General features: G+C 61.0%; 17 protein-coding genes, 1 tRNA gene and 2 pseudogenes. 9 read left to right on the top strand and 11 right to left on the bottom strand.

Features of this window, described 5'->3' with window-relative positions; all coding sequences use genetic code 11:
- The first annotated feature begins 81 nt into the window (after positions 1 to 81).
- Both clpX and lon read left to right on the top strand, forming a co-directional pair.
- Complete coding sequence (gene clpX, locus B0B13_RS07105) at positions 82 to 1,353, top strand: ATP-dependent Clp protease ATP-binding subunit ClpX (protein WP_076787030.1); 1,272 nt, start codon at positions 82 to 84, stop codon at positions 1,351 to 1,353.
- Positions 1,354 to 1,550: 197 nt separating this feature from the next.
- Positions 1,551 to 3,965, top strand: a complete 2,415-nt coding sequence (gene lon, locus B0B13_RS07100) for an endopeptidase La (RefSeq protein ID WP_076795326.1) — start codon at positions 1,551 to 1,553, stop codon at positions 3,963 to 3,965.
- Positions 3,966 to 5,734: 1,769 nt separating this feature from the next.
- On the opposite strand, the gene tnpC is transcribed toward lon, so the two are convergent.
- The 3 genes from tnpC to B0B13_RS07085 all read right to left on the bottom strand — a co-directional run bounded on the left by tnpC (position 5,735) and on the right by B0B13_RS07085 (position 8,046).
- Entirely contained in the window at positions 5,735 to 7,267 is a 1,533-nt protein-coding gene (tnpC, locus tag B0B13_RS07095) for an IS66 family transposase (protein ID WP_076797197.1), read from the bottom strand.
- A 63-nt stretch (positions 7,268 to 7,330) separates the two neighbouring features.
- On the bottom strand, positions 7,331 to 7,666 hold the full coding sequence (gene tnpB, locus B0B13_RS07090; protein ID WP_076795323.1) for an IS66 family insertion sequence element accessory protein TnpB: 336 nt from the start codon (positions 7,664 to 7,666) through the stop codon (positions 7,331 to 7,333).
- Entirely contained in the window at positions 7,663 to 8,046 is a 384-nt protein-coding gene (locus B0B13_RS07085; RefSeq protein ID WP_237573822.1) for a transposase, read from the bottom strand. The genes tnpB and B0B13_RS07085 overlap by 4 nt, the downstream gene beginning before the upstream one ends.
- 196 nt (positions 8,047 to 8,242) lie before the next feature.
- Between B0B13_RS07085 and B0B13_RS07080 the strand changes: the two genes are divergently transcribed.
- From B0B13_RS07080 to B0B13_RS07070, 3 genes are all read left to right on the top strand, one after another.
- Positions 8,243 to 8,383 (top strand): DUF29 family protein, encoded by a 141-nt coding sequence (locus B0B13_RS07080; RefSeq protein WP_237573824.1) that lies wholly within the window; start codon positions 8,243 to 8,245, stop codon positions 8,381 to 8,383.
- Positions 8,384 to 8,862: 479 nt separating this feature from the next.
- Positions 8,863 to 8,938 (top strand) — tRNA-Val (locus B0B13_RS07075).
- A gap of 361 nt (positions 8,939 to 9,299) precedes the next feature.
- Positions 9,300 to 11,216 (top strand): SurA N-terminal domain-containing protein, encoded by a 1,917-nt coding sequence (locus tag B0B13_RS07070; RefSeq protein WP_076795318.1) that lies wholly within the window; start codon positions 9,300 to 9,302, stop codon positions 11,214 to 11,216.
- A gap of 52 nt (positions 11,217 to 11,268) precedes the next feature.
- Here B0B13_RS07070 and B0B13_RS07065 read toward each other — a convergent pair whose 3' ends face one another.
- Positions 11,269 to 11,601 carry a hypothetical protein gene (locus B0B13_RS07065; RefSeq protein ID WP_076787034.1) on the bottom strand — a complete coding sequence of 111 codons (333 nt, stop codon included), beginning with the start codon at positions 11,599 to 11,601 and terminating at the stop codon, positions 11,269 to 11,271.
- A 165-nt stretch (positions 11,602 to 11,766) separates the two neighbouring features.
- Here B0B13_RS07065 and B0B13_RS07060 point away from each other — a divergent pair.
- From B0B13_RS07060 to B0B13_RS07045, 3 genes and pseudogenes are all read left to right on the top strand, one after another.
- A pseudogene (locus B0B13_RS07060) lies at positions 11,767 to 12,223 on the top strand (ABC transporter ATP-binding protein); the annotation flags it as partial.
- Positions 12,211 to 12,489: pseudogene (locus tag B0B13_RS07050) on the top strand (type II toxin-antitoxin system RelE/ParE family toxin). The pseudogenes B0B13_RS07060 and B0B13_RS07050, both read left to right, overlap by 13 nt.
- Before the next feature lie 11 nt (positions 12,490 to 12,500).
- Positions 12,501 to 12,812: a HigA family addiction module antitoxin gene (locus tag B0B13_RS07045; protein ID WP_076795310.1), complete on the top strand. Its 312-nt coding sequence runs from the start codon at positions 12,501 to 12,503 to the stop codon at positions 12,810 to 12,812.
- A gap of 605 nt (positions 12,813 to 13,417) precedes the next feature.
- Here the strand turns inward: B0B13_RS07045 and pgi are convergent.
- The 3 genes from pgi to B0B13_RS18370 form a co-directional block, all read right to left on the bottom strand.
- Positions 13,418 to 15,043 carry a glucose-6-phosphate isomerase gene (gene pgi, locus B0B13_RS07035; RefSeq protein ID WP_076795307.1) on the bottom strand — a complete coding sequence of 542 codons (1,626 nt, stop codon included), beginning with the start codon at positions 15,041 to 15,043 and terminating at the stop codon, positions 13,418 to 13,420.
- Positions 15,044 to 15,189: 146 nt separating this feature from the next.
- Positions 15,190 to 16,782 (bottom strand): NAD(P)H-hydrate dehydratase, encoded by a 1,593-nt coding sequence (locus B0B13_RS07030; RefSeq protein ID WP_076795305.1) that lies wholly within the window; start codon positions 16,780 to 16,782, stop codon positions 15,190 to 15,192.
- Between the two features lie 343 nt (positions 16,783 to 17,125).
- Positions 17,126 to 17,269, bottom strand: coding sequence for a hypothetical protein (locus tag B0B13_RS18370; RefSeq protein ID WP_170872404.1), 144 nt, complete (start codon positions 17,267 to 17,269; stop codon positions 17,126 to 17,128).
- A 236-nt stretch (positions 17,270 to 17,505) separates the two neighbouring features.
- On the opposite strand from B0B13_RS18370, the gene purL reads away from it, so the two are divergent.
- A complete protein-coding gene (purL, locus tag B0B13_RS07015) occupies positions 17,506 to 21,561 on the top strand; it encodes a phosphoribosylformylglycinamidine synthase (RefSeq protein ID WP_076795297.1) in 4,056 nt (1,351 codons plus the stop codon).
- A 144-nt stretch (positions 21,562 to 21,705) separates the two neighbouring features.
- Here purL and B0B13_RS07010 read toward each other — a convergent pair whose 3' ends face one another.
- The 4 genes from B0B13_RS07010 to msrB are packed head-to-tail and all read right to left on the bottom strand — an operon-like array spanning position 21,706 to position 23,710.
- The gene (locus B0B13_RS07010) at positions 21,706 to 22,485 is read right to left on the bottom strand and encodes a peptidylprolyl isomerase (RefSeq protein ID WP_076787049.1); all 780 of its coding nucleotides are present in this window, start codon (positions 22,483 to 22,485) and stop codon (positions 21,706 to 21,708) included.
- Between the two features lie 9 nt (positions 22,486 to 22,494).
- A complete protein-coding gene (locus B0B13_RS07005; protein WP_076787051.1) occupies positions 22,495 to 22,803 on the bottom strand; it encodes a BolA family protein in 309 nt (102 codons plus the stop codon).
- A 4-nt stretch (positions 22,804 to 22,807) separates the two neighbouring features.
- Entirely contained in the window at positions 22,808 to 23,338 is a 531-nt protein-coding gene (locus tag B0B13_RS07000) for a septation protein A (RefSeq protein ID WP_076787053.1), read from the bottom strand.
- 30 nt (positions 23,339 to 23,368) lie between these two features.
- Positions 23,369 to 23,710 carry a peptide-methionine (R)-S-oxide reductase MsrB gene (msrB, locus tag B0B13_RS06995; protein WP_235090470.1) on the bottom strand — a complete coding sequence of 114 codons (342 nt, stop codon included), beginning with the start codon at positions 23,708 to 23,710 and terminating at the stop codon, positions 23,369 to 23,371.
- Positions 23,711 to 23,850 lie beyond the last annotated feature (140 nt).

Below are 23,850 nucleotides of genomic sequence, written 5' to 3'. Positions count from 1 at the left end.
GGACTGATGACCGGTTTCGCACTGCTGGGGGTGGTCAATCGGCGTATGATATGAAAGAAGTGTCCGGAGGCTTATATATTTATGGCGGACAAGAAAGGTTCGAATAGCGAGAAGCTGCTGTACTGCTCGTTTTGCGGAAAGAGTCAGCACGAGGTCAAGAAACTCATTGCGGGACCGTCGGTCTTTATTTGTGATGAATGCATTGACTTGTGCAACGAAATCATCCGTGACGAGGCAGCCGGCGCGTCCGGCGATGCGGGGATCACCCGGTCGGATCTGCCCAGCCCGCTGGAAATACGGGAGATTCTCGATCAATACGTGATCGGGCAGGAGCGCGCGAAGAAGATTCTCGCGGTGGCGGTGTACAACCACTACAAGCGTCTGAAGCATCTCGACAAGAAGGACGACGTCGAGTTGTCCAAGAGCAATATTCTGTTGATTGGGCCGACTGGGTCGGGCAAGACGCTGCTCGCACAAACGCTTGCAAGACTGCTGAATGTGCCGTTCGTGATCGCGGACGCGACCACGCTAACGGAGGCGGGGTACGTCGGCGAGGACGTCGAGAACATTATTCAGAAGCTGCTGCAAAATTGTAACTACGAGGTCGAAAAGGCGCAGCGCGGCATCGTTTACATCGATGAGATCGACAAGATCAGCCGCAAATCGGATAACCCGTCGATTACCCGTGACGTATCGGGTGAAGGTGTGCAGCAGGCGCTGCTCAAGCTGATCGAGGGCACGATGGCGTCGGTGCCACCGCAAGGTGGCCGCAAGCATCCGAACCAGGACTTTATCCAGGTCGATACGACCAACATCCTGTTCATTTGCGGGGGAGCGTTCGATGGCCTCGAAAAAGTGATCACGAACCGTACCGAGAAGACCGGTATTGGTTTTGGGGCCAGTGTGAAGAGTAAGCAGGACCGCGACGCAGGCGAGGTGCTGCGGGATGTCGAGCCGGAAGATTTGATTAAATTCGGCTTGATTCCCGAACTCATCGGCCGCCTGCCGGTTGTCGCGACGCTGGGCAAGCTCGACGAGGCCGCGCTGATGAAAATCCTAGTTGAGCCGAAGAACGCGTTGGTCAAGCAGTATCATAAGCTGTTCAACATGGAGCGGGTGGAGCTCGAGATTCGGCCCACGGCGCTGCAGGCGGTCGCGAAAAAGGCGATTCGCCGCAAGACCGGCGCGCGTGGCTTGCGCTCGATCTTGGAACAGGCATTGCTAGATGTAATGTACGAGCTGCCAACGCTTAAAGGGGTCAGCAAGATTATTATCGATGAGAACGTCATCGACGGTGATGGCAAGCCATTGCTGATCTATGAAGACACGCCAAAGGTAGCTGGGAGCAATTGATCGGCGACGCGCCTGCGTGGCGAGGGCCGTTCATGGCGACGTGGACGGCTTTTTTCGTTTAAAGTGGAGCGGTCCCAAACTTTTGCGCATCCTGCGACTCGGATTGGAAGTTTCTGCATCTGTCCGCGCCCCGAAGCTTGCAATACGGCGTTATTGCCTCAACTTTCGAACGAACTGATTCCACACTGGGGATAGAAATGTCAGGAAGCCAACTTCTCCCGACTGAACGCACCACTTTGCCGCTGCTTCCGCTGCGAGATGTGGTCGTGTTCCCGCACATGGTGATACCGCTGTTTGTTGGCCGCCCGAAATCGATTAAGGCCCTCGAAGCAGCAATGGAAGGCGGCAAGCATATTATGCTGGTCGCGCAAAAGGCTGCTGCGAAGGACGAACCAACTGAAAAGGACCTCTATGAGGTCGGATGCGTCGCCAATATCCTGCAAATGCTGAAGCTGCCGGACGGCACTGTGAAGGTGCTGGTCGAGGGGCTGCAGCGAGCCAAGACATTGTCGATCGAAGAGCAGGAGACGATGTTCTCGTGCGAATTGATGCCGCTGGAGCCGGACCGTGCCGACAGCGCGGAGACCGAGGCGCTGCGACGCGCAATCGTGTCGCAATTCGACCAGTATGTGAAGCTTAACAAGAAGATCCCCCCCGAGATTCTGACGTCACTGTCCGGCATCGACGAGGCTGGGCGCTTGGCCGATACGATCGCCGCGCATCTGCCGCTGAAGCTGGACCAGAAGCAAAACATCCTGGAGATGTTTCCTGTTGTTGAGCGCCTGGAGCACTTGCTTGCGCAACTCGAAGCCGAAATCGACATCCTGCAGGTCGAGAAGCGCATCCGTGGGCGCGTGAAGCGTCAGATGGAAAAGAGCCAGCGCGAGTATTATCTGAACGAGCAGGTCAAGGCGATCCAGAAGGAGCTCGGCGAGGGCGAGGATGGCGCCGACATTGAGGAACTCGAGAAGCGGATCACGGCTGCGCGTATGCCGAAGGAGGCGAAGAAAAAGGCGGATGCTGAACTCAAGAAGCTGAAGCTAATGTCGCCGATGTCCGCCGAAGCCACGGTGGTGCGCAACTACATCGAGACGTTAATCGGCCTGCCGTGGCGCAAGAAGAGCAAGGTCAACAACGACTTGGCGAATGCCGAACGTGTGTTGGACGAAGACCATTTCGGTCTCGAAAAGGTGAAGGAGCGCATCCTCGAGTATTTGGCGGTTCAGCAACGCGTGGACAAAGTGAAGGCACCGATCCTGTGCCTGGTCGGGCCTCCCGGCGTGGGTAAGACCTCGCTTGGGCAGTCGATTGCGCGCGCAACGAACCGCAAGTTCGTGCGCATGGCGCTCGGTGGCGTGCATGACGAGAGCGAGATTCGCGGTCACCGTCGCACTTACATCGGATCGATGCCGGGCAAAATCCTGCAGAGTCTGACGAAGGTGGGCGTACGCAATCCGCTGTTTCTGCTCGACGAAGTCGATAAGATGGGGATGGATTATCGCGGCGACCCATCGTCCGCGTTACTCGAGGTGCTGGATCCGGAACAGAACCACACGTTCGCAGATCACTACGTCGAGGTCGATTTCGATCTGTCGGACGTGATGTTCGTGGCGACGTCGAATTCGCTGAATATTCCGGCGCCATTGCTGGACCGGATGGAAGTGATCCGGCTGTCCGGCTACACCGAAGACGAAAAGGTCAACATCGCGCAGCGCTACCTGCTGCCTAAACAAAAGCGCAACAATGGGCTGAAGGAAGGCGAGATCGATGTGACCGAAGCGGCGATTCGCGACATTATCCGTTACTACACACGCGAGGCGGGGGTGCGCTCGCTTGAGCGCGAAGTATCGAAGATCTGCCGCAAGGTCGTGAAGATGCTGCTGCTGAAGAAGGCGGATGGCGCGATCACGGTCAATGGCGGCAACCTAGATACGTTCCTGGGCGTGCGCAAGTTCGACTTCGGGCTGGCGGCGAAGGAAAACCAGATTGGCCAGGTCACTGGGCTCGCATGGACGGAAGTCGGCGGCGACTTGCTGACGATTGAGGCGGCGCTGATGCCCGGCAAGGGCAACGTGATACGTACCGGCTCGCTCGGCGATGTGATGAAGGAGTCCGTCGAGGCCGCCCGCTCGGTCGTGCGTTCGCGCTCGCGTCGGCTGGGCATCACGGATGAGGGGTTCGAGAAGAGGGACATCCACATCCACGTGCCGGAAGGCGCGACGCCGAAGGACGGTCCTTCCGCGGGCATTGCGATGACGACCGCGCTGGTGTCGGTGTTGACCGGCATCCCGGTGCGCGCTGACGTCGCGATGACCGGCGAGATCACGCTGCGTGGTGAAGTACTGCCGATCGGTGGACTGAAGGAGAAATTGCTGGCTGCGCACCGCGGCGGCATCAAACTCGTGCTGGTTCCGGAAGAGAACGTGAAGGATCTCGCCGAGATTCCGGATACGGTGAAGAACAGCATCGAAATCGTGCCGGTGCGTTGGATCGACAAGGTGTTGGAACTGGCGCTCGAGCGGATGCCGGATGCGCTGCCGGAAGAGGACACCAAGCCTGCACCGGTTGCGGAGGCAAAGAAGGAAGCGAGTAGCGAAGTCGTCAAGCACTGAAACCCGGGTAGCGCCGTGCGCTGGGCGCACTGGAGTGCGACACAGCGCAAAGAACTTGCAGCGAGCCGCTTGCCGTGGCTCAGTCGTGCTACCGAACACCCCGCATGCATAAGCCGTGGGGTGTTTTCTTTGGATTCAGGGATGTTCCGGATACGCCTGCGATCGCCTTGATGGAATGCTTCTAATGGCTCCGCGCGGCTTGCGGCCGGCGCATCACCTCGGGCGTACACCCGATGCGCCTGCAACCCATGCCCAACTCATGCTAGGGGCAGAAATGAACAAAACGGACCTGATTGATCACATTACAGCACACGTGGATATCTCGAAGGCCACTTTGGCGGGCTGAGGGACAAAAAATAGGAGGGGGGAGTAAGGAGCCGTCAGCGAGGCTGCACGCAAGCCGTCAGGTTATGAGAAATCTCTGCTGCTTCTAACGCGCATAGCTTCGGCAACGCGCTGCGAATGTGTACGAGCGCGTGGGCTATCTGTGTGCCGTTTATTGGGGTTTGCTTGTTGTTCGCCCGTTTGTAACGCATTGTCGGCTATGGGTTAATTTCAGCTACTTGATCGGCACAACGCATCACCCATTGCTCGCTGCCAGGAAGCTTCCTGACGTTGTCGAAGTTGCTTATCTGTGCCGCACTTCTGGAGCGAGCAAGGCAACGAGGGCCAGTGACAACGGTGGACGCCAGCGACCGAAGGAGCAAAGTGCTCCTGTGATACAGGGGCAATAGTGGAACGCTCCATAATGAGAGTATCTCGACTTGCAAGTCTTGTATTCATATGATTGCGTGTCGGTTTATGCTCAGTTTAATGCCGATCCGGAACACGTGTGTTACTAAGTCGACATTTATCATGGTTTATTTGCCAACGATACTTGTTACCAAAGCGACGGAGAAATATGCTGGGTAAAGCACGCTAATAAGCATGCTAATCATGAAAATTTTAATTAATTCATCCTGGCGAGGCGGCAATGTGCAGAATAAATGCAATTATATTGATAATTTTGTTTACGCTTGTATCAGCACCGGCTTGGTCAGGCGGAACACCTGCTTGGTCAGGCGGTGGACAATACTGGTTGAGCGATCAACAATCCACCACGACTATGTCCGCTCCACAGGGTGGGGTAATGCGAGTTCAAGGAATTCAAATTACGGATATCGTAGCAGAAGATACTGCTTGTCCTGAGAACGGTCGTATAGCAAGAGATGCCAATGGAACGCCTCTCTTTTGTCAGTCCGCTCGCTGGTCCTACGCAACCGCTAGTAGCGGAAAATATATTTGTAGGGGGGAGGAGAAGAATGTGGTTTCTCAGCTAGCACGTGGCCACAACCGTGGGACAGAGGTACAGTTTATAATTTAACTAAAAAAATACATCAGGACAGACTCAGTGGTTTATGATACACAGCTCTCGCCAAGGATGTGTTGCGGGTGGTTTTGTGACCAAAGAGAAGCCGTCGGAAGAATTATTTGGAAAGCCTGCCAATTTGGAATTTAATGCGCTCGACTCGGACTTGGTTCATCGGATGATAAGTGGAGATCAAAGGTGCAGTGTAATTATTCCCGTTCCATCCGAATCATTCGGATCACTTTGGGTCCGGGAACATAAAAATGGAAAGGAAGGATTAGAAAGACTTTTTGAAGTCGCTATATATCAGTGAGCGGATTATCAATAAGAAGTGGCATATATCGCGATGAACGTTGCCTATCCAATGCATGATGATCGTAAGCATCCGGCGAAGGCATTCCAGGGCGTAAATGGCCGTCAATCAAGCTGCGGTGGGCACCCAGCGATGTGGTAGAAGCGAGGCGATGTCGTCGGCTCGATGGGTGGGCAATCGATTGAGCACGTCTTTGAGATAGACGTACGGGTCATGATCATTGAGCTGCGCGGATCGAATCAGGCTCATGATTGCCGCGGCGCGTTGTCCAGCGCGCAACGAACCGGCAAACAACCCGTTCGAGCGACTGATAGCCCAGGGACGAATCTGATTTTCCAGCCAGTTATTGTCGATGGGCACATGCCCATCGATTAGATAACGCGTGAGCGCCTCCCAGCGCTTGAGACTGTAGTCGAGCGCTTTGGCGATCGCCGATCCTTCACTGACCCGTTTGCGCTGAGTGAACATCCACTCATGTAGCGCATCGGCAATGGGCCCAGCGCGCTGCTGACGCACTTCCCCCCTGCGATCAGGCTCAAGTTGTGCAACGTCGCGCTCGACAGCGTAAAGTGCGCCGAAGTATTCCAGCGCCTGTTCAGCGATCTGACTCTTGTGGTTGGCGTGCAACTCAAAGAACTTGCGTCTTGCATGAGCCATGCATCCGATCTCAGTGATGCCCAGCTCGAACCCGGCTTTGTAGCCGCTGTGATCGTCACATACCAGTTTGCCGCGCCAGTCACCGAGGAACTGGCGAGCATGTTCGCCCGCGCGACTATCGGCGAATTCATAGACGACAGCGCGCACGTGGGCGAACTGCGTCGTGGCGTATGCCCAGACGTATGCGCGCTGCGTCTTGCCTTTACCGGGAACGAGCATTTGCACCGGCGTTTCATCGGCGTGCAGCACACCGTGTTGCACAAGCTCTTCGCGAAGCGCCTCGACCAGCGGCTGCAACCTCACACCACAAACGCCAACCCACTGACCCAGCGTTGATTGAGCGATGGCAAGGCCGGCGCGCCCGAAGATGCGTTCTTGACGGTATAACGGCAAGTGATCCCCGTACTTGGCAACGAGCACTTGCGCGAGCAAGCCTGTGGTCGGCATGCCCTTGTCGATCACATGGGGCGGCACAGGTGCCTGAATCAGCGTCTCGCACGCCTTGCAGACCCATTTGCCGCGGATATGCCGTTCAACCGTGAACACCCCCGGCTTATAGTCCAGCTTCTCGCTGATGTCCTGGCCGATACGCACGCGCTGACAGCCGCAGGAGCAGGTGAGCTCGTCAGGTTCGTGATGGATCTCGGTGCGCGGCAAGTGTGGCGGCAACGGCGCACGCTTGGGCTTTTGCTGCTGCTTGTGCGCAGGCGTATCTGTGTGCAATTGCTCGAGCTCGATTTCGAGCACAGCCAGATCGGCGTCGATGGCCTCATTGAGCAGACTCATCTGCTCAACGTTCAATTGCTCGCTGCGCTTGCCAAATTGCAAGCGCTTGAGCACGGCAATCTCATGGGTAAGTTGCTCAATGCGCCTCTGGCGGTAGCGCAGCTCCCGCTCCTTCTCGCTCACCTGAACCATCAATTGCGCAGCTAGCGTACGCAGTTCGTCAGGGCTTAAAGCGTTGAGGTTAGCCGATAGGTTCATGCGGCCAGTCTGCCAGAACCCACCGCGCTGCGGCAAGCAAGACAGTTTACGGCTTTGGGGATATTACACGACGCTGATCGCGTGATCGTGTGCGAGCGTGTGCCAGGGCAGCCCGGTTACCAGCGCTCGCAACTGTGCCAGATTCAGCGCAGTGGCAATCGCCTGGTCTCCAGCCGTCCAGATGAATCGCCCCTTATTCAGGCGCCGCGCCGCCAGCCAGATACCGAACCCGTCGTACACGAGTACTTTTAGGCGCGTCGAGTGACGATTGGTAAACAAATAGGCGTGGTGCGGCCGCGCCGCGCCAAACACCTTCACGACACGCGCCAGAATCGTATCGATGCCCGCGCGCATATCGATCGGCTCGGTTGCCAGCCAGATTTCGTCAATGCGCATCATCGCAGCCACCCTTGCAACCACGCCGCGCAATCGGCTGCAGCACAAAGCGGCCAGCGTATCGTCACGCTCGCCGCCCCTCGGCGCACTTCGATCTGAATCACCGTCGAGGCAGGCGCCACGCCCGGCCTCTGCCATTGCAGCGGCACGAACTTCGCCGCGGGCACGCTCATCGACTGGCGCGCTTCGCGCGCCACGTCCTGCTGCTGCGCGGCCAACCACCGACGCAACAGGTTCGCATTCAACTGGTAATGCAGCGCGACTGCGGCGATCGACACGTTTGGCTGCATCGCCGCACGGACCACCGTCTCCTTGAACTCCTTGCTGTGGCGCCGCCGCCGTGTCGGCTGCACCGCTTTCGAACCCACTTCATTCTCGTTCATAGCGTGCACGTGTCCATTAAAAAATGAGGTGAACACGATCGTCGCTTCATGACACGGCGGGTTCAAGGTGACATTGCCGGGTGCTTACTGATGATCTCCCTGTAATAGATGCTTCTAGCGTAGGCAGTGCAGAGGTACGGCGGCGTATCCGTCGTTAAGCACATATTCGAGCGGACTGCGAGGAATGCTATAGAGGGTGTCCAATCACAACTGGATTACTCGGACGTGGGCTGATGCGGTTTCCAAGGCCGTTGAGGAGACCGGCTTGGATGTGTTCCCTGACGCCTGCCCGTGGTCGATGGATCAGGTGCTGTCCGTGTCATCCTATCCTGATTAACTGTAATAGATAAGTGCGCGCTTGGTGCAACTGCGTCAACGTACGCTCATGCGGCGGACACGGCACATCCGCTGCTGTTCAGGGGAAGGTGTTTCCGCCGGCTTCCAGCGGTCCATTACAGGCCTGACGTGGCCCCTACACCTGCCGCCCGAACCACGCCACGCGCCCAATGACAGCGAACTTCCACTGATCATTCGCGTTCTCTATCGGCACCTCATACGGCGGGTAGTCCGCGTTTGCGCAGATGACCCGACGATAAGGGCCGTGCAAGCGTTGCAGCTGCTTCACAAGTACCTGGCGTCCGCCCGAATAACGTAATGCCGTCCTGCGGCGACGTAAGCGCAAGATGGATGAGAGCGTCGTGCAGAACAGGATACAAGGAATCGCCGTATCCGTAGCCCCCTTAAACGCTGCAAAACCCTGGTAAAGCGCTGAAAGATGCGTTAAACTAGCATACTTTGTTGGACGCGACGTCGAACGGGTGCTTAGCTCAGTTGGTAGAGCGGCGCCCTTACAAGGCGTAGGTCGGGGGTTCGAACCCCTCAGCACCCACCATTCCGTTTCGCAAAGCCGTCCAACTCAGTCCGAGGAAGTCTGCTGTCGTCCTGAAACCCGCATGGCTATGGTTCTGCGGGTTTTTGTTTTCGTATCTGTTGCTGCTAGTGTTGTATCTGCCGGCACGGTAGCGGAATCTGGTGCAATGCGTGACGGCTCACGTGGTTCCTCTCAAGCTTCACACTGTCACTGTCATCGAGCATTGCCCCGCGTGGGTTGTGCCGTACTGCCGCGCCCGTTTCAACGGACGGAGTCAGACGCTTTGCCGCCCACGCGATTTGCCCGCTCGCCGCGGTAAGGTAATATCGAGCGTTTATTGATTGTCGGCCTTGCCAGCTGCGTAACGTACTCAACCGATCTCATGCTCGACTTCTTTCGTAACCACAAGCGCCTGATGATGTTCCTGCTGGTGATCCTCATTGTGCCAGGGCTCGGCTTCGTCGGCGTTCAGGGCTTTCGTAACTTCTTTGACGACAGCGTGGACGTCGCGAGCGTCGCCGGCCGCAAGATTACCCGGGCCGAATACGAAGGCGCCATGCGCGAGCAGCTCGATCGCGCGCGCCAGGTACTGGGCGCAAGCTTTGATGCCAAGGCAATCGATACACCGGAAATACGCCGTGCGATCCTCGACAGTCTGGTGCAGCAGCGCGTGCTGGCCAAAGCGACCGAGGATCTGCATCTGAGCGCGTCTGACCAAGCAGTGCTGCGCGCGGAGCAGAGCATCCCGGCGATTGCCTCGTTGCGCAAGCCCGACGGCACATATGACGTAGACCAGTACAAGCAATTGCTGGCGATGCAGGGCATGACGCCGGAATCGTTCGACGAGCGTGTACGCTACCAATTGGCGAGCCGCCAGTTGCCGGACGGCATCCAAGCAAGCGCGTTCGCGCCCAAGGCCCTCGCGCAGCAGCTGGCGAGCCTGTCGGAACAGAGCCGTGAGGTGCAAGGCCTGGCACTGCATGCGACCGACTATGCAGGCAAGGTGCAACCGAGCGACGTCCAGCTCAAGCAATACTACGATGCGCACCACGATGCGTTCGCGACGCCAGAGCGCGCGACCGTTGAGTATTTGACGCTGTCGGCCGATGCGCTTGCGCAGCGCGCGCAGCCGAGCGAGGCGGACCTGAAGAAGTACTACGACGACAACGCGACAAAGTTCAAGACGCCCGGCGAAGTGCGCGCCAGCCACATCCTGATCGCAGTCGCCGCCAGTGCAAGCAAGGGGGAGCGTGACAAGGCGCGGCAGAAGGCCGAGTCGATTCTCGCTCAGGTTACCGCGCATCCGGAGCAGTTTGCCAAGCTGGCGCAACAGAATTCGGACGACCCCGGTTCCAAGGACAAGGGCGGCGACCTCGGCTTTTTTGGGCCGGGCATGATGGTCAAACCGTTCTCCGACGCCGCCTTCAAGCTGAAAAAGGATCAGGTCAGCGGCATCGTGCAAAGCGATTTTGGCTATCACATCATCAAGGTGACGGACATTAAGCCGGAACAGATCAAGCCGTTTGGCGAAGTCAACGCGACAATTGCGGCCGAGTTGAAGACCGAACAGGCCACCAAGGCCTATGCGGAACAAGCCGATGCGTTCACGAACATCGTCTACGAGCAAGCTAACAGCCTGAAGCCGGCTGCGGACAAATTCAAGCTGACGATCCAGACCGCGACATTAACGCGGGAAGGCAATCCTGCATTGCCACCGACTAGCCCGCTAAACAATCCAAAGCTGCTTGCCGCCGTGTTCGCTGACGACTCCGTCAAGGCCAAGCACAACACACTGGCGATCGACGTCGGCAACAATACGCTCGTATCGGCGCGCGTGGTGGACTACCAGCCAGCCTCCGTTCAGCCGTACGACACGGTCGCTGTGCAGGTGCGGCAAAAGGTGGTCGCGCAGCTGTCGGCAGACAAGGCTCGCGAGCAAGGTGAAGCGAAACTGGCCGAAGTTCGGAAATCGGCATCCACGGCCGGATTCTCGGCAGTCACCAAAGTGACGCGGGCCGATACCCAAGGAGTACCGCCGCAAGCGGTTGCCGCGATATTTAAAGTCGATCCGCAAAAGCTGCCCGCTTACGTCGGCGTTGATCTGGGTGATGCCGGCTACGCGATTTACCGCGTGAACACGGTGAATATGCCGTCCAGCATCGACCCGCAACGCTTAAGCGGCGCGCAGCTGCAAATCGGCCAAGTGCTCGGCGACGCCGAATGGACCAGCTATGTCGATGCGCTGCGCGCCCGCTCGCGGGTGAAGCTGTACGGCACGCCGGTCGCGGCGAATCAGTGACGCCGCGCAGCAGCGACCGCTGCACCAGCGGCTGCTGCTGCATGGCGCGCCGCTACAGGCAGCCGTTCACGTCAGCCGTTGCGCCCGGATAACCGATGCCGCGGATGCCGACCCACGACCCCTTGCCGGACGGGTCGGGTTGGATGACCACCGCGGCGCCTCCAGGACGTTCCCCCGGCAGCAGCACGTCGAACGCCTGATCGTCCGCGAGCCTGTTCTGTAGCGTAACGGGCTGCTGCGACTGATCGGCCCATTTCTGCGACACGCATTGCGCGACTTGTTGAGGCGAGCGGGCACTCTTGCCAACCGGTTGCACGCCCGCCGGCGGTTGAGCCGCGCAAGCGGCAACGGCGACCGACACGGCGAGAATCGGCAAGTGTTTCATGTTTACTCCTTATAAAAGCGCTCAGCGTCGGACCATTCGAGGACGGTGGCATCGGATTGAACGGCTGAGCAGTAATCCCGTCCGATCGATGAGCCATGCTTCCCAGCCGGCATGAAGTCACCGTCCCGCGGTGCTATCGCAATCCGCATGCCCGCACTGGCTGACAGTCAGCTTGATGAGGACGCGTGTACCGCACTGCGCAGAGGGCATGCCGGATTTGTGTTCCAGTCGTTCCAGTTGATGCCGCACCTGAGCGCGTCGGAGAACATGATGTTGCCGCTGGAGTTGACCGGCGCCGCGCAACCTCGTGATGTGGCGCGGCGCGCGCATTCGCTATTCGAGCATGTTGGCCTTGCGGCGCGGGTCCACCATTATCCGAAGCACCTGTCGGGCGGGGAGCAGCAGCGCGTCGCGCTGGCGCGCGTTCGTGATCGAACCGGACATCCTGTTCGCCGATGAGCCTACCGGCAGCCTCGACGCGGCCAACGGGCGTGCGGTAATCGACCTGCTGTTCGAGCTGAATCGCGCAAGCGGCGCAACGCTGGTGCTCGTGACACACGATACGGAGCTTGCGCAGCGCTGTGACGCAATCTTGGCACTCGAAGCAGGGTGGCTCGTCTAGATTTGCACAAAGGGTTGCGCGACTTCTTTGAGAAAGGCAGCAAAGCCGGCATCCAGCCGCACCACGCTGCACGGCTCGCCCGTCAGCTACGCCAGCTCGACGATGCAGCCGGACCTGACGACATGAACGTGCCGGGCTGAAAGTTGCATCCGCTGCATGGTGACCTTGAAGGACATTTTTCGGTATGGGTCAATGGCAACTGGCGGATGACGTTTCGCTTCGAAGGTGCCAATGCCGTGCTGGTTGATTACCAGGACTATCATTAGGAGTTGTTTTCATGAGCCGTATGTTCAATCCGCCACACCCCGGCGACACGCTGCGCGAGGACGTGCTGCCGGCGCTTGGCCTGACGGTCACACAGGCTGCGCAGCAGCTCGGCGTCACGCGTTCCGCGCTCTCGCGTGTGCTCAACAAGCACGCTGCGATCTCGCCCGAAATGGCGCTGCGTATCGAGGCATGGCTCGGCGTCGAGCGCGGCGGCCGCGCCGATGTGTGGCTGGCCGGACAGGCCGCCTATGACCTCTGGCAGGCGCGTCATAACAGTGGCAAGCTGCACGTCAAGCATGCCCCGGCCGAACCTACTCGTTGACGGAGAGTGAAACGATAGGGTAGGGGATGTTTTTGGAGGGTATCCAGGTTGGGAAGAGCGTCGTTTCCAGCGTGTTGATGCGCGTTGAAATCGGCGTCGAACACGCGTCCGCGCCTTCACTCAGCCCTATCGGTTGCCGACAGGCCATTTCGGCGTAACGGCGGCACACGAGGCTTGACATCGTTGATCACGGTCGCGATGGCTTGACGCTTCCCGCCTGCGCCGGACAATCCAATGGACGGCACGTGACGATTTGCCAGTTTCGCGAACGGGCTGCTGGCTATGCCGGTGGCAGCGGGTGCAACCAGTTTCGCTGACCGTGGCTGGGCCGGTTCCGTGGCAACGTTAGCCGCCATTTCAGTGTCCAAAGTAACTTGCCTGAAATACGCCAGTGGTCTATCAGCCCGCTCCTTTTAAGTCCATTGCGTTGATGGTATGCAACGCCCGCCTGCATCGCGGGGACCAGCCGACGCGATTGGTCCCTAAACGAAGCTGTGGGGTGTGTTAATGATAGTCGGATCGCCCAGCAGCGACGCTGATTAATAAGACTTTGGGTCGAAAAGCCTGGATGCCGCACCAGCGCACCGGCATACGATGACGCTTTTTCAGGATCGGAGCTTCGCACGTGCGCGGGCAATCAACGCGCTGGTGGACGAGTCGTGCTTGCGCGGATCGACCGACGACGCGGAGACCAGGTCCGCCTCGACGACCTTGCCGAGCATCTTGCCCAGTTCAACGCCCCATTGGTCGAACGGGTTAATGTTCCACACGGTGGCCTGCACGAGTGTCTTGTGCTCGTACAGCGCGATCAGGGCCCCGAGCGATTGCGGATTCAACTCGTCGAGCAAGATTGTGTTTGTCGGCCGATTGCCCGGGAAAACGATGTGCGGCACGAGTGCTGTCTGATCAGGCCCGGCGATGCGTTCCGCCTCCGACTGCGTGCGCCCCAGCATCAGCGCTTCGCCTTGCGCAAAACAATTCGCCAGCAGTTTTTCGTGATGACCGGGCAGGGGATGCTCGGGCGTGAGCGATACAATGAAGTCGATGGGCACGATCGTTGGCCCTTGGTGCAACATTTGGAAGAACGCGTGCTGGCCGTTCGTGCCAGGTTCGCCCCAGGTCACCGCCGAAGTCGGGTAATCGACGAAATGCCCATCCAGCGTCACGGACTTGCCGTTGCTCTCCATCTCCAATTGCTGCAGGTACGCCGGCAGGAAGTGCAGCGCCTCCGAATAGGGCGCGACAACGTAGCTTTGTGAGCCGAAGAAATTGCGGTACCAGACGCCGAGCAGCCCGAGCAACACCGGCAGGTTGCGCTCCAATGGCGCGTGGCGAAAATGCTCATCCATTAGATGAGCGCCCGCGAGCAATCGATCGAAGTGTTCGGGGCCGATCGCGATCATCACTGACAATCCGACTGCCGACCACAGCGAATAACGTCCGCCGACCCAGTCCCACATCTCGAACACGTTGTCGGGTGCAATGCCAAAACGCACCACTTCCTGCGGGTTCGCCGACACGCCGATAAAATGCCGAGCCAACTGGTCCGGTGCACAGCCGCTACGCAGGAACCAGTCGCGCAGTGAGCGCGCGTTGGTCATCGTCTCCAACGTTGTGAATGTCTTCGATACGACAATCGCCAATGTCTGTTCGGGATCGATCTGTTCCAGCACGCGCTGCAGGTCAACACCGTCGACATTGGACACGTAATGTGTGCGGATTTTCGGTGTTGCGAGGTGATGCAATGCGTGCGCAACCATCTTCGGACCCAGATCCGAGCCTCCGATGCCGATATTGACGACGTGTCGAATCGGCTTGCCGGTGTGGCCCACCCATTGGCCGTTGCGCACCCGCTCAGCAAAAGCCGCCATTTTCGTGCGCTCTGCCTTGATCTGCGCGGCGTACGGCGCATTCGCGTCCGAGGTCCGCAAAGCCGTGTGCAATGCGGCGCGGCGCTCGGTCGGGTTCACGATCTCGCCGACGAACATCGCGTCGCGTCGCGCCTGCACACCCGTTTCGCGAGCGAGCTGGACGAGGAACGCGATCGTCTCGTCGGTCACGCGGTTCTTCGAGAAATCCAGCGTCAGCCCGCCGCCGCTGACGGTAAAGCGCTCCGCCCGCGTGGGCGCCGGATCGTTCGCGGGGGCGAACCAGTCGCGCATATGAGCATCGCGAATCGATTCATAGTGGGCGGCAAGGGCGGACCAGGCGGGAAGCGAATTCAGGCTCATAGACGTTGCTTGTCTCTGTGACGAAAGGAAAGCCGCCGCCGGTGCGCATGGTGGCGCGTGCCGGCGCGGGCGCTTGTGGATCTGACGCGTTGGCACCAAGTATAACGATGCACGACGACATCTTGGAGTCGTCCGTTCGGCCGCGTTCAATGTGTGTAGAAGCGGGTATTGAGCAGCCGTCGTACCCGCGGTGCAAGCTCGCTAGCGGTGCACCCGGCCGGCCCATCGCCGTCCGCGCACAGTGATTCGGCCGCTGCGCCGTGCAAGTAAACCGCCGTGAGTGCGGCTTCGTACGGCGGCATGCGTTGCGCGGCAAATGCGCTGATCATCCCGCACAGCACGTCACCGGTGCCCCCGGTCGCCAGCGCAGCATTGCCGGTCGGGTTGATCGCCAGCGGCCGACGGCCCGGACCCCACGCGTCGGCAATTACAGTGCCGTTTCCCTTCAGGACCACCACCGCGTTCAGCCGCTCGGCCAAGCGCCGAGCCGCGCCGAACCGGTCACGCTGCACGCTCGCTGCCTCCACATTGAGCAGTCGCGCTGCCTCCAGCGGATGCGGTGTGATGATCGCCGCCGCCTGCCGCTGTGCGAGCCGGGCCGCCAGGCTAGCGTCGTGGGCGAGCAGATTCAGTGCGTCGGCGTCCACGACGATCGGCACGTTCAATGACAGGACGTCGGCGAGCACGCGCGCCGCGCGTTCGTCCCGCCCCATCCCTGGCCCGACGGCCAGTGCGCTCGCCGCATCCAAAGCCAGCGTGTGGATGGGGCTGAGCATCAGTTCCGGATGGACGGGATCATAGGACGGTACGCCATCACCCAGCAAGCCGACATGGATCTTGCCGGCACCACAATACAGGGCAGCCCGCGCGGCCAGGATGGGGGCGCCGCACATGCCTGTTGCGCCGCCGATCACGGCCAGCGTGCCGAACGTGCCCTTGTGCGACGCCAACGCGCGCTCGGGCAGCCGCGACGCGAACAGCGCCGGTGCGTTGAGCATCGATACGCCTGACGGCGGCATGCCTGCTGGCATCGTGAGCGCGGCGGTCAACTCCAGTGGTGCAATACGCACGCGTCCCGCCAGATCTGGCCCGTGTGCGGTATACAACCCTGGTTTGGCGCCAATGAACGTTAAGGTGTCGGTGGCGCGCACCGCAGTGCCGCCATGGGCCACGTTGCCGGTATCGCTGTCCAACCCGCTCGGCACATCGAGCGCTAGCACACGCACACGTTGGCGCGCATGCTCGGACAGCAACGCGGCGATGCGCGCGAAATCGCCCTCTAACGGCCGGCCCAGGCCGATGCCGAACAACCCGTCGAGCGCCCAATCAAACCCCTGCAGCGTATCCGGAATCGTCGTACTGATCGGCACACCAGCTTCGCGCGCGCGTTGCAACGCCCAGCGCGCGTCGTCCGGGACCACCTCGCACGGCATGCATACCTGCACGCGCACGCCGGCGCGATGCAACTCGCACGCGGTGACCAATGCATCGCCGCCGTTGTTGCCGGGCCCCACTGCAATCCACGCGGCGCGCACCGGCACTTCGTCGTAGAGCAGCACGGACGCGGCTGCATGGCCAGCACGCGCCATCAACGTGTGGGTGGGCAGAGAACGGGTAGCCTGCGCCTCGATTAGGCGCAGCGAAGCCACGTCGTACAGCGGTACCGCGCGCTCGCGCGCATCGATTAACGATGCAGCGCGCACGCTGTGCCCGGCGGCGGGCAGAACAGGATCAGTCATGCGAGGCCTTCAATGAGCGACGAAGGGGGCAGGCGCCGACGCGCGGGCGCACGAGCCGGCCGTCGATGGTGCTAGCCGGCGAGTCGCCCAGGCGAGGGCGCCGCCAGCGACGCAACCGGCAAAGCCGGCGATTCCCCCGACACCAGGTCTGCTATCACTGTAACAGAGCGAGGCGACAGGGCTGTGCGCGCAATCGACGAACACTCGCGGGTGGGCCGTCGCGCCGACCAGCAGCAGTCCGTCGGGCGACAGCAGCACCATATCGCTCCAGTTCAGCGCCGCGCAAATGCGCGCGGCGCTTGGGATCCACCGATGCGCGGCCCTGTTCGAGCAGTGAGATCGCCTATTCCGTGAAGGCCGCGGGTGGCATTGCGTCTGCGTGGCGCCCGCTGCGCAGCAGCAGCGCACCGGCGATCCGCACGCGCTCGCCGAGTCGCATGATCGTGATCTGGCGCGTTACGTCGATGACCGAGACTGGGGCGCGCATTCCGGGTATGCAATCGGCGCAGTCAGCGCGTGGATCCGTGCGCTGGCGGGGCCGGCGCACCGCGCGAAGGCGCGCAATCATAGCATTGGCGCTGCCGGCCGCGAGCGCTGTCGCGGTCGGCGGGCGCAGCGCGGTATAATTGCGGTTTCCCCCAGCGCGTGGCGCCATGCCGCCCGGCATACCGCGCAGCGTGCTTTGGTCGACAAGACGATCAGCAACCTTCGATGCAACGCCCCATGGCTCACTTCTCGTGCTTCCCCGGCGCTTCGGCACTGTCCGATTTCCGTCAGAACCGCCTCTTGCAAACACTGCAGGCCATCGAACCGGCCGTGGTCGGCGTGCGTGCGCGCTACGTTCATTTCGTTTATGCGTCTGCTGGGCTCGGCGATGCCGACACGGCGCGGCTCGCCGCGTTGCTCGAGTACGGCGAGCCGGCGCCGGCTGATGATGGCGGCGAAACCTTCTTGGTGATTCCGCGGCTTGGCACGATTTCGCCATGGGCGTCGAAGGCCACCGATATCGCCCGGCACTGCGGGCTGGACAACGTGCACCGCATCGAGCGCGGCATTGAGTACGCGGTGACGCTCAAGAGCGGCCTGTCCGGGCTGCTCGGCACGAAAAAGACGTTGAGCGGCGCGGCGCGGGCCCAGGTCGCAGCGGTGCTGCATGATCGGATGACCGAAAGCGTGGTGGCCACCCGTGACGAGGCGTGCCAGCTGTTCGACACGCTGCCCGGCAAGCCGCTGCAGTCGGTGGACGTGATCGGTCAGGGACGGGCCGCGCTGGCGGCGGCCAATGCCGAACTCGGACTCGCGCTTGCCAACGACGAGATTGACTATCTAGTCGACGCGTTCACGAAGCTCGCGCGCAACCCAACGGACGTGGAACTGATGATGTTCGCGCAGGCCAACAGCGAGCATTGCCGGCACAAGATCTTCAACGCGCAGTGGACGATCGACGGCCAATCGCAGGACATGTCGCTATTCCAGATGATCAAGAATACGCACCGGCTCAGCGGCCAACGCACGATCGTCGCGTATTCGGACAACGCTGCGGTGATGGAGGGTGGCCTCGCACAGCGCTGGTTCGCCAGCGGCGACACGCAGCGCTATGCGCCAATGGAGGCGCTGACGCACACGCTGATGAAAGTCGAGACGCATAACCACCCGACGGCGATTTCGCCGTTCCCGGGGGCGGCGACGGGCGCCGGCGGCGAGATTCGCGACGAGGGTGCGACCGGACGCGGCGCGCGGCCCAAGGCCGGGCTGACCGGCTTCTCGGTGTCCAATCTGGAGTTGCCGGACGCCATCGAGACATGGGAAAACGCGCGCGACGCCGCGCAGCCGCTCGCCGAGCGTTGTCCCGATGACGCCGCCGGCCGCTATGGCCGGCCCGAGCGCATTGCGTCGCCGCTGCAGATCATGATCGATGGGCCGATCGGCGGCGCCGCGTTCAACAATGAGTTCGGCCGACCCAATCTGGGCGGTTATTTCCGCGTCTACGAGCAGAACATCGGCGGGCGCGTACGCGGCTATCACAAGCCGATCATGATCGCTGGCGGCATCGGCAATATCTCGCACGCGCATACGCACAAGCACGACGTACCGGCCGGCGCGCTGCTGGTGCAGATCGGCGGTCCCGGCATGCGCATCGGCATGGGCGGTGGCGCAGCCAGTTCAATGGCCACCGGGGCCAACACCGCCGAACTCGATTTCGATTCGGTGCAGCGAGGCAACCCGGAGATCCAGCGCCGCGCGCAGGAAGTCATTAACGCGTGCTGGCAACGCGGGGACGACAATCCGATCCTGTCGATTCACGACGTCGGCGCGGGCGGCTTGTCCAATGCGTTTCCGGAAATCGTCGACGGTGCCGGCAAGGGAGCTCGCTTCGAATTGCGACGCGTGCCGCTCGAGGAGAGCGGGTTGTCGCCGCGCGAGATCTGGTCGAACGAGGCGCAGGAGCGGTACGTGCTCGCGATTGCGGCCGATGGTCTGCCCGCGTTCGAGGCGATCTGCCGGCGTGAACGCTGCCCGATGGCGGTGGTCGGTGTTGCGACTGACGAACGTCAGTTGCAATTGATCGACGATGCTGTGGCCGATGCCGCCGACCCGGCGCGCATGCCGGTTGACATGCCAATGGACGTGCTGCTCGGCAAGGCGCCGCGGATGCATCGCGACGTCACGCGCGTGCATCGCACGTTTGCGCCGGTGGAGGTCACCGGCTTGAGCCTGTCGGACGTGGCCGCGCAGGTACTGAGGCATCCGACTGTCGCCAGCAAGTCCTTTCTGATCACGATCGGCGACCGCACGGTTGGCGGCCTGTCCGTGCGCGACCAGATGGTCGGCCCTTGGCAGGTGCCGGTGGCCGACTGTGCGATTACCGCGATGGACTATGCCGGGTTCCGTGGCGAAGCGATGACCATGGCAGAGCGCACGCCGCTCGCGGTGATCGATGCACCGGCCTCGGGACGTATGGCTGTCGGCGAAGCGATCACGAACATTGCTGCCGCGCCAATTGCGTCGCTGGATCGTCTAAAACTGTCGGCGAACTGGATGGCCGCATGCGGCAGTGCCGGCGAGGACGCCGCGTTGTTCGACACCGTCAAGGCGATTGGCATGGAGTTGTGCCCGGCGCTGGGCATCGACATTCCGGTCGGCAAGGACTCGTTGTCAATGCGCACGCAGTGGCGCGAGGACGGCGTCGACAAGGAGGTCGTCGCGCCGGTGTCGCTGATCGTTTCCGCATTCGCGCCCGTGGAGGACGTACGCAGCCATCTGACGCCGCAGTTGCGCAACGTGGCCGATGTCGGCGACTCGGTGCTAATCCTGATTGATCTGGGTCGCGGGCGCAACCGTCTCGGCGGCAGCATCCTCGCACAGGTCACGCAGCAGGTCGGCGACAGTGTGCCGGACGTGGACGATGCACCGGACTTGAAGCGCTTCTTCGACGCGATTCAGTTGCTCAACCGCGACGGCCGGCTGCTCGCGTATCACGACCGCTCCGATGGCGGCCTATTTGCGACGGTGGCGGAGATGGCTTTTGCTGGTCATGTCGGCGTGTCATTGAACGTGGATATGCTCACGCTCGAGCAGGGACACGAGTTCGACTATGGTGATGCAAAGGACTGGGCGCGCCAGACAGCCGGACGCCGCGACGACCTGACGCTGCGCGCGTTGTTCTGCGAAGAGCTAGGCGCGGTGCTGCAGGTGCGCGCCGTCGAGCGCGATGGCGTGCTGGCGACGCTGCGCGAATTCGGTCTATCGGGCGCGAGCCACGTGATTGGCAAGTTGAACGAGCGCGACGTGATTGAGATCTATCGCGACGCGAAGAAGATCTACGAGGCGCCCCGTACCGAACTGCACCGAATCTGGAGCGAAGTCAGTTGGCGCATTTCGCGGCTGCGCGACAATCCCGCGTGCGCGGACGCCGAGTATGAGGCGTTGAGCGATGCGTCGGATCCGGGCATCGTGCCGCACCTGACGTTCGACCCGCAAGAGGACGTCGCGGCGCCGTTCATCTCGAGTGGCAAGCGGCCACGCGTGGCCATCTTGCGCGAACAAGGGGTGAACTCGCATCTGGAAACTGCTTACGCGTTCCACCGCGCCGGCTTCGACGCGCACGACGTGCATATGAGCGATCTGATCGAGGGGCGCGCCGATCTGGCGCAATTTGCCGGTGCGGTAGCGTGCGGCGGGTTCTCATACGGCGACGTACTGGGCGCCGGCGAGGGCTGGGCGAAGACGATTCGCTTCAATGCACGCTTGTCGGACATGTTTGCCGCGTTCTTTGCGCGTCCCGATACGTTTGCGCTCGGCATCTGCAATGGCTGCCAGATGATGAGCAGCCTCGCGTCGATGATTCCTGGCGCGCAAGCATGGCCGCGTTTCGTGCGCAACCGCTCCGAGAAGTTCGAGGCACGCTTTTCGTTTGTGCAAATCGAAAAATCGCCTTCGATTTTCTTCGCCGGACTCGAGGGCTCCCGCCTGCCTGTCGCTGTGGCGCACGGCGAAGGCTATGCGGACTTTTCGCAACAAGGAGATCTGTCGAGCGTACAGGTCGCGATGCGCTATATTGACCATCACGGCGTGATAACCGAGCGTTACCCGTTCAACCCGAACGGCTCGCCGCAAGGCATTACGTCGGTGACTACGCCGGACGGTCGTTTTACCGTCCTCATGCCGCACACCGAGCGCGTACACCGAACCGTGCAAATGAGCTGGCATCCGCAAGAGTGGGGCGAGGCAAGCCCGTGGCTGCGGCTGTACCGTAATGCGCGGCGCTGGATCGGTTGATTGGACGCGCATCGTGCCGGCCACCTTTATCGCGGCGTTGGATAAGCCAATCGTTGGATAAGCCAATGGCCGCCTGCTGGGCGGCCATTGGTAAGCTGGGACGCGCCACCACCCAGTATGAGGGTGGCGGCAACCTCACTCATACTACTGAATCTTCGCGTGCTGGCGTAGTTCGGCGTTGAATTGCTGCAGCTTTTCCTGTGTCAGTTGCTGCGCCACTTGCGTCTTGACCTGGTCCAGCGGGGGCGGCTGGATCGCCCGCGAGTCGTCGAGCCGGATAATATGCCAGCCAAACTGCGTATGGACGGGGGCCGGCGTCACTTCGCCCTTTTTCAGCTTACCCGCTGCGTCCGCGAACTCGGGAACATAGCTTTGCGGGTTCGCCCAGTCTAAATCTCCACCGTTCTTGGCCGAGCCCGGATCCTTCGAATATTGCTTCGCAAGCTCCTCGAAGCTTGCACCCGCCTTGATTTTGGCGATTAGATCCTTCGCCTGCTGCTCGTCCGGCACCAGGATGTGATGCAAGTGCAGCTCGTTACCACCGGCCTGCTTGATCAACTGCTCATAGCGCGCCTTGATTTCGTCGTCGCTCGGCTTGTTGTTCTTCAGGAAATCCTCAATCAGCGCGCGGATCACGACGCTCTGGTCGGCCAGCGCAATCTGCGCCTTCACGTCGGGCCGGTTCGCGATGCCGCGCCGCAGCGCTTCCTTCATCAGCAACTCGCGATTGACCAGTTCCTCGCGGACCATCACCTGCAGCTGCGGCGAGTCCTGTTGCCCTTGGCGCGTCAGCTCCTTGACCAGCGCGTCGGCGTGCGCCTTCGGTATTGGTGTGCCATTAACTACGGCAATGTTCTGGGCAAATGCGGGTGCCGCTACGCAACCTGCGAGCGCTGCCCACAAGCGGGCTTTTCTCAAGATCATCAGAACGTCCTAACGGGGAGACGAATGGAATTCTTCTGGCGTGTATGCATTGATCGACAGCGCGTGGATACCGCGCTGCATCGCATCAGAGAGCGCATCATACACTAGCCGGTGCCGCGCCACCCGGGTATGGCCGTCGAACGCGGCCGAAACGACGGTCACTGTATAGTGACCGCCGGCAACCGCGCCGGCGTGTCCGGCATGTTGTGCGCTGTCGTCGCGGATCTCCAGTGTAAGCGGCGACAGGGCGGCGCCTAGGCGCGCGCGGATCAGCGCGATGCGCTGCTCGGCCGAGGCGGTCAAGAATACATCGGTCATCAGCTTATTCTTCCTTCATGTGCCGGGCGAGCCACAGACTCTGCGCGACGATGAACACGAGCATCGCGCCAGTCGTGCCAAACAGCTTGAAGTCGACCCAGGTATCGGTCGAGAACCGGTACGCGACAAACAAGTTGGCGGTGCCCAGTGCCGCGAAGAACAGCGCCCAGGCGACGTTGAGTTGGTCCCAGATCGGCGAGGGCAGTTTGATTTGCGCGCTCACTGCTTTCTGAATCAGATTCTTGCGCAGCACAAATTGCGAAAACAGCATCGCCAGCGAAAATGCCCAGTACAGCACGGTCGGTTTCCACTTGATAAACGTGTCGTTATGCAGCACCAGGGTCGCGCCGCCAAATACGACAACGATCGCCAGGCTCACCCACAGCATCGGATCGACGCGCCGATGGCGAAACGCCGACCACGTGACCTGCACTAGCACGGCGGCGATCGCCACGCCGGTTGCGACATAGATGTTCCAAACTTTGAATGCAACGAAAAAAAGCGCGATGGGCAGCAGGTCAAACAGGAGTTTCATGGTGGCGGGATCTGGCAAACGGGCATCGGTTTAGCTGGGATCGAATTGTAACGCAGCCGAGTTGATGCAATAGCGCAACCCGGTCGGCGCGGGGCCATCGTTGAACACGTGCCCGAGGTGCGCGTCGCACACGTTGCAGCGCACCTCGATGCGCAGCATGCCATGCGAGCGGTCCGTCTTCTCGATAATGACCTCGCCATGGATTGGCTTGAAGTAGCTGGGCCAGCCGCAGCCTGCATCGAACTTCGTCGACGATTCGAACAGCGGCGTGCCACAGCAAACGCAATGATAGACGCCGCGTTCCCAGTGATCCCAGTACGCGCCGGTAAACGGGCGCTCGGTCGCCGCGCGGCGGGTGACCTCGAAAGCCATCGGCGCGAGTTGCTCGCGCCACTCGGCATCGGACTTGCGCACCGTATGTTGTGCCGCCGCCGCGAGCGGCTCGCCTGCCGCCGCGCTACACGAGACCGGGTGCGCCGGGTCTGTCGGACCGGAAGGGTTGCGGATATCAG

Source organism: Burkholderia sp. b14, from assembly GCF_900156195.1.
Taxonomy (GTDB): Bacteria; Pseudomonadota; Gammaproteobacteria; order Burkholderiales; family Burkholderiaceae; genus Mycetohabitans.
This window is presented reverse-complemented; position numbering and strand designations above follow the sequence as displayed.

Excerpts from the sequence above, each read along its gene's own strand:
- clpX (WP_076787030.1), top strand. The coding sequence starts at position 82 with ATGGCGGACAAGAAAGGTTCGAATAGCGAGAAGCTGCTGTACTGCTCG.
- lon (WP_076795326.1), top strand. The coding sequence starts at position 1,551 with ATGTCAGGAAGCCAACTTCTCCCGACTGAACGCACCACTTTGCCGCTG.
- tnpC (WP_076797197.1), bottom strand. The coding sequence starts at position 7,267 with ATGAACCTATCGGCTAACCTCAACGCTTTAAGCCCTGACGAACTGCGT.
- tnpB (WP_076795323.1), bottom strand. The coding sequence starts at position 7,666 with ATGATGCGCATTGACGAAATCTGGCTGGCAACCGAGCCGATCGATATG.
- B0B13_RS07085 (WP_237573822.1), bottom strand. The coding sequence starts at position 8,046 with ATGAACGAGAATGAAGTGGGTTCGAAAGCGGTGCAGCCGACACGGCGG.
- B0B13_RS07070 (WP_076795318.1), top strand. The coding sequence starts at position 9,300 with ATGCTCGACTTCTTTCGTAACCACAAGCGCCTGATGATGTTCCTGCTG.
- B0B13_RS07065 (WP_076787034.1), bottom strand. The coding sequence starts at position 11,601 with ATGAAACACTTGCCGATTCTCGCCGTGTCGGTCGCCGTTGCCGCTTGC.
- B0B13_RS07045 (WP_076795310.1), top strand. The coding sequence starts at position 12,501 with ATGAGCCGTATGTTCAATCCGCCACACCCCGGCGACACGCTGCGCGAG.
- pgi (WP_076795307.1), bottom strand. The coding sequence starts at position 15,043 with ATGAGCCTGAATTCGCTTCCCGCCTGGTCCGCCCTTGCCGCCCACTAT.
- B0B13_RS07030 (WP_076795305.1), bottom strand. The coding sequence starts at position 16,782 with ATGACTGATCCTGTTCTGCCCGCCGCCGGGCACAGCGTGCGCGCTGCA.
- B0B13_RS18370 (WP_170872404.1), bottom strand. The coding sequence starts at position 17,269 with ATGCGCGCCCCAGTCTCGGTCATCGACGTAACGCGCCAGATCACGATC.
- purL (WP_076795297.1), top strand. The coding sequence starts at position 17,506 with ATGGCTCACTTCTCGTGCTTCCCCGGCGCTTCGGCACTGTCCGATTTC.
- B0B13_RS07010 (WP_076787049.1), bottom strand. The coding sequence starts at position 22,485 with ATGATCTTGAGAAAAGCCCGCTTGTGGGCAGCGCTCGCAGGTTGCGTA.
- B0B13_RS07005 (WP_076787051.1), bottom strand. The coding sequence starts at position 22,803 with ATGACCGATGTATTCTTGACCGCCTCGGCCGAGCAGCGCATCGCGCTG.
- B0B13_RS07000 (WP_076787053.1), bottom strand. The coding sequence starts at position 23,338 with ATGAAACTCCTGTTTGACCTGCTGCCCATCGCGCTTTTTTTCGTTGCA.
- msrB (WP_235090470.1), bottom strand. The coding sequence starts at position 23,710 with ATGGCTTTCGAGGTCACCCGCCGCGCGGCGACCGAGCGCCCGTTTACC.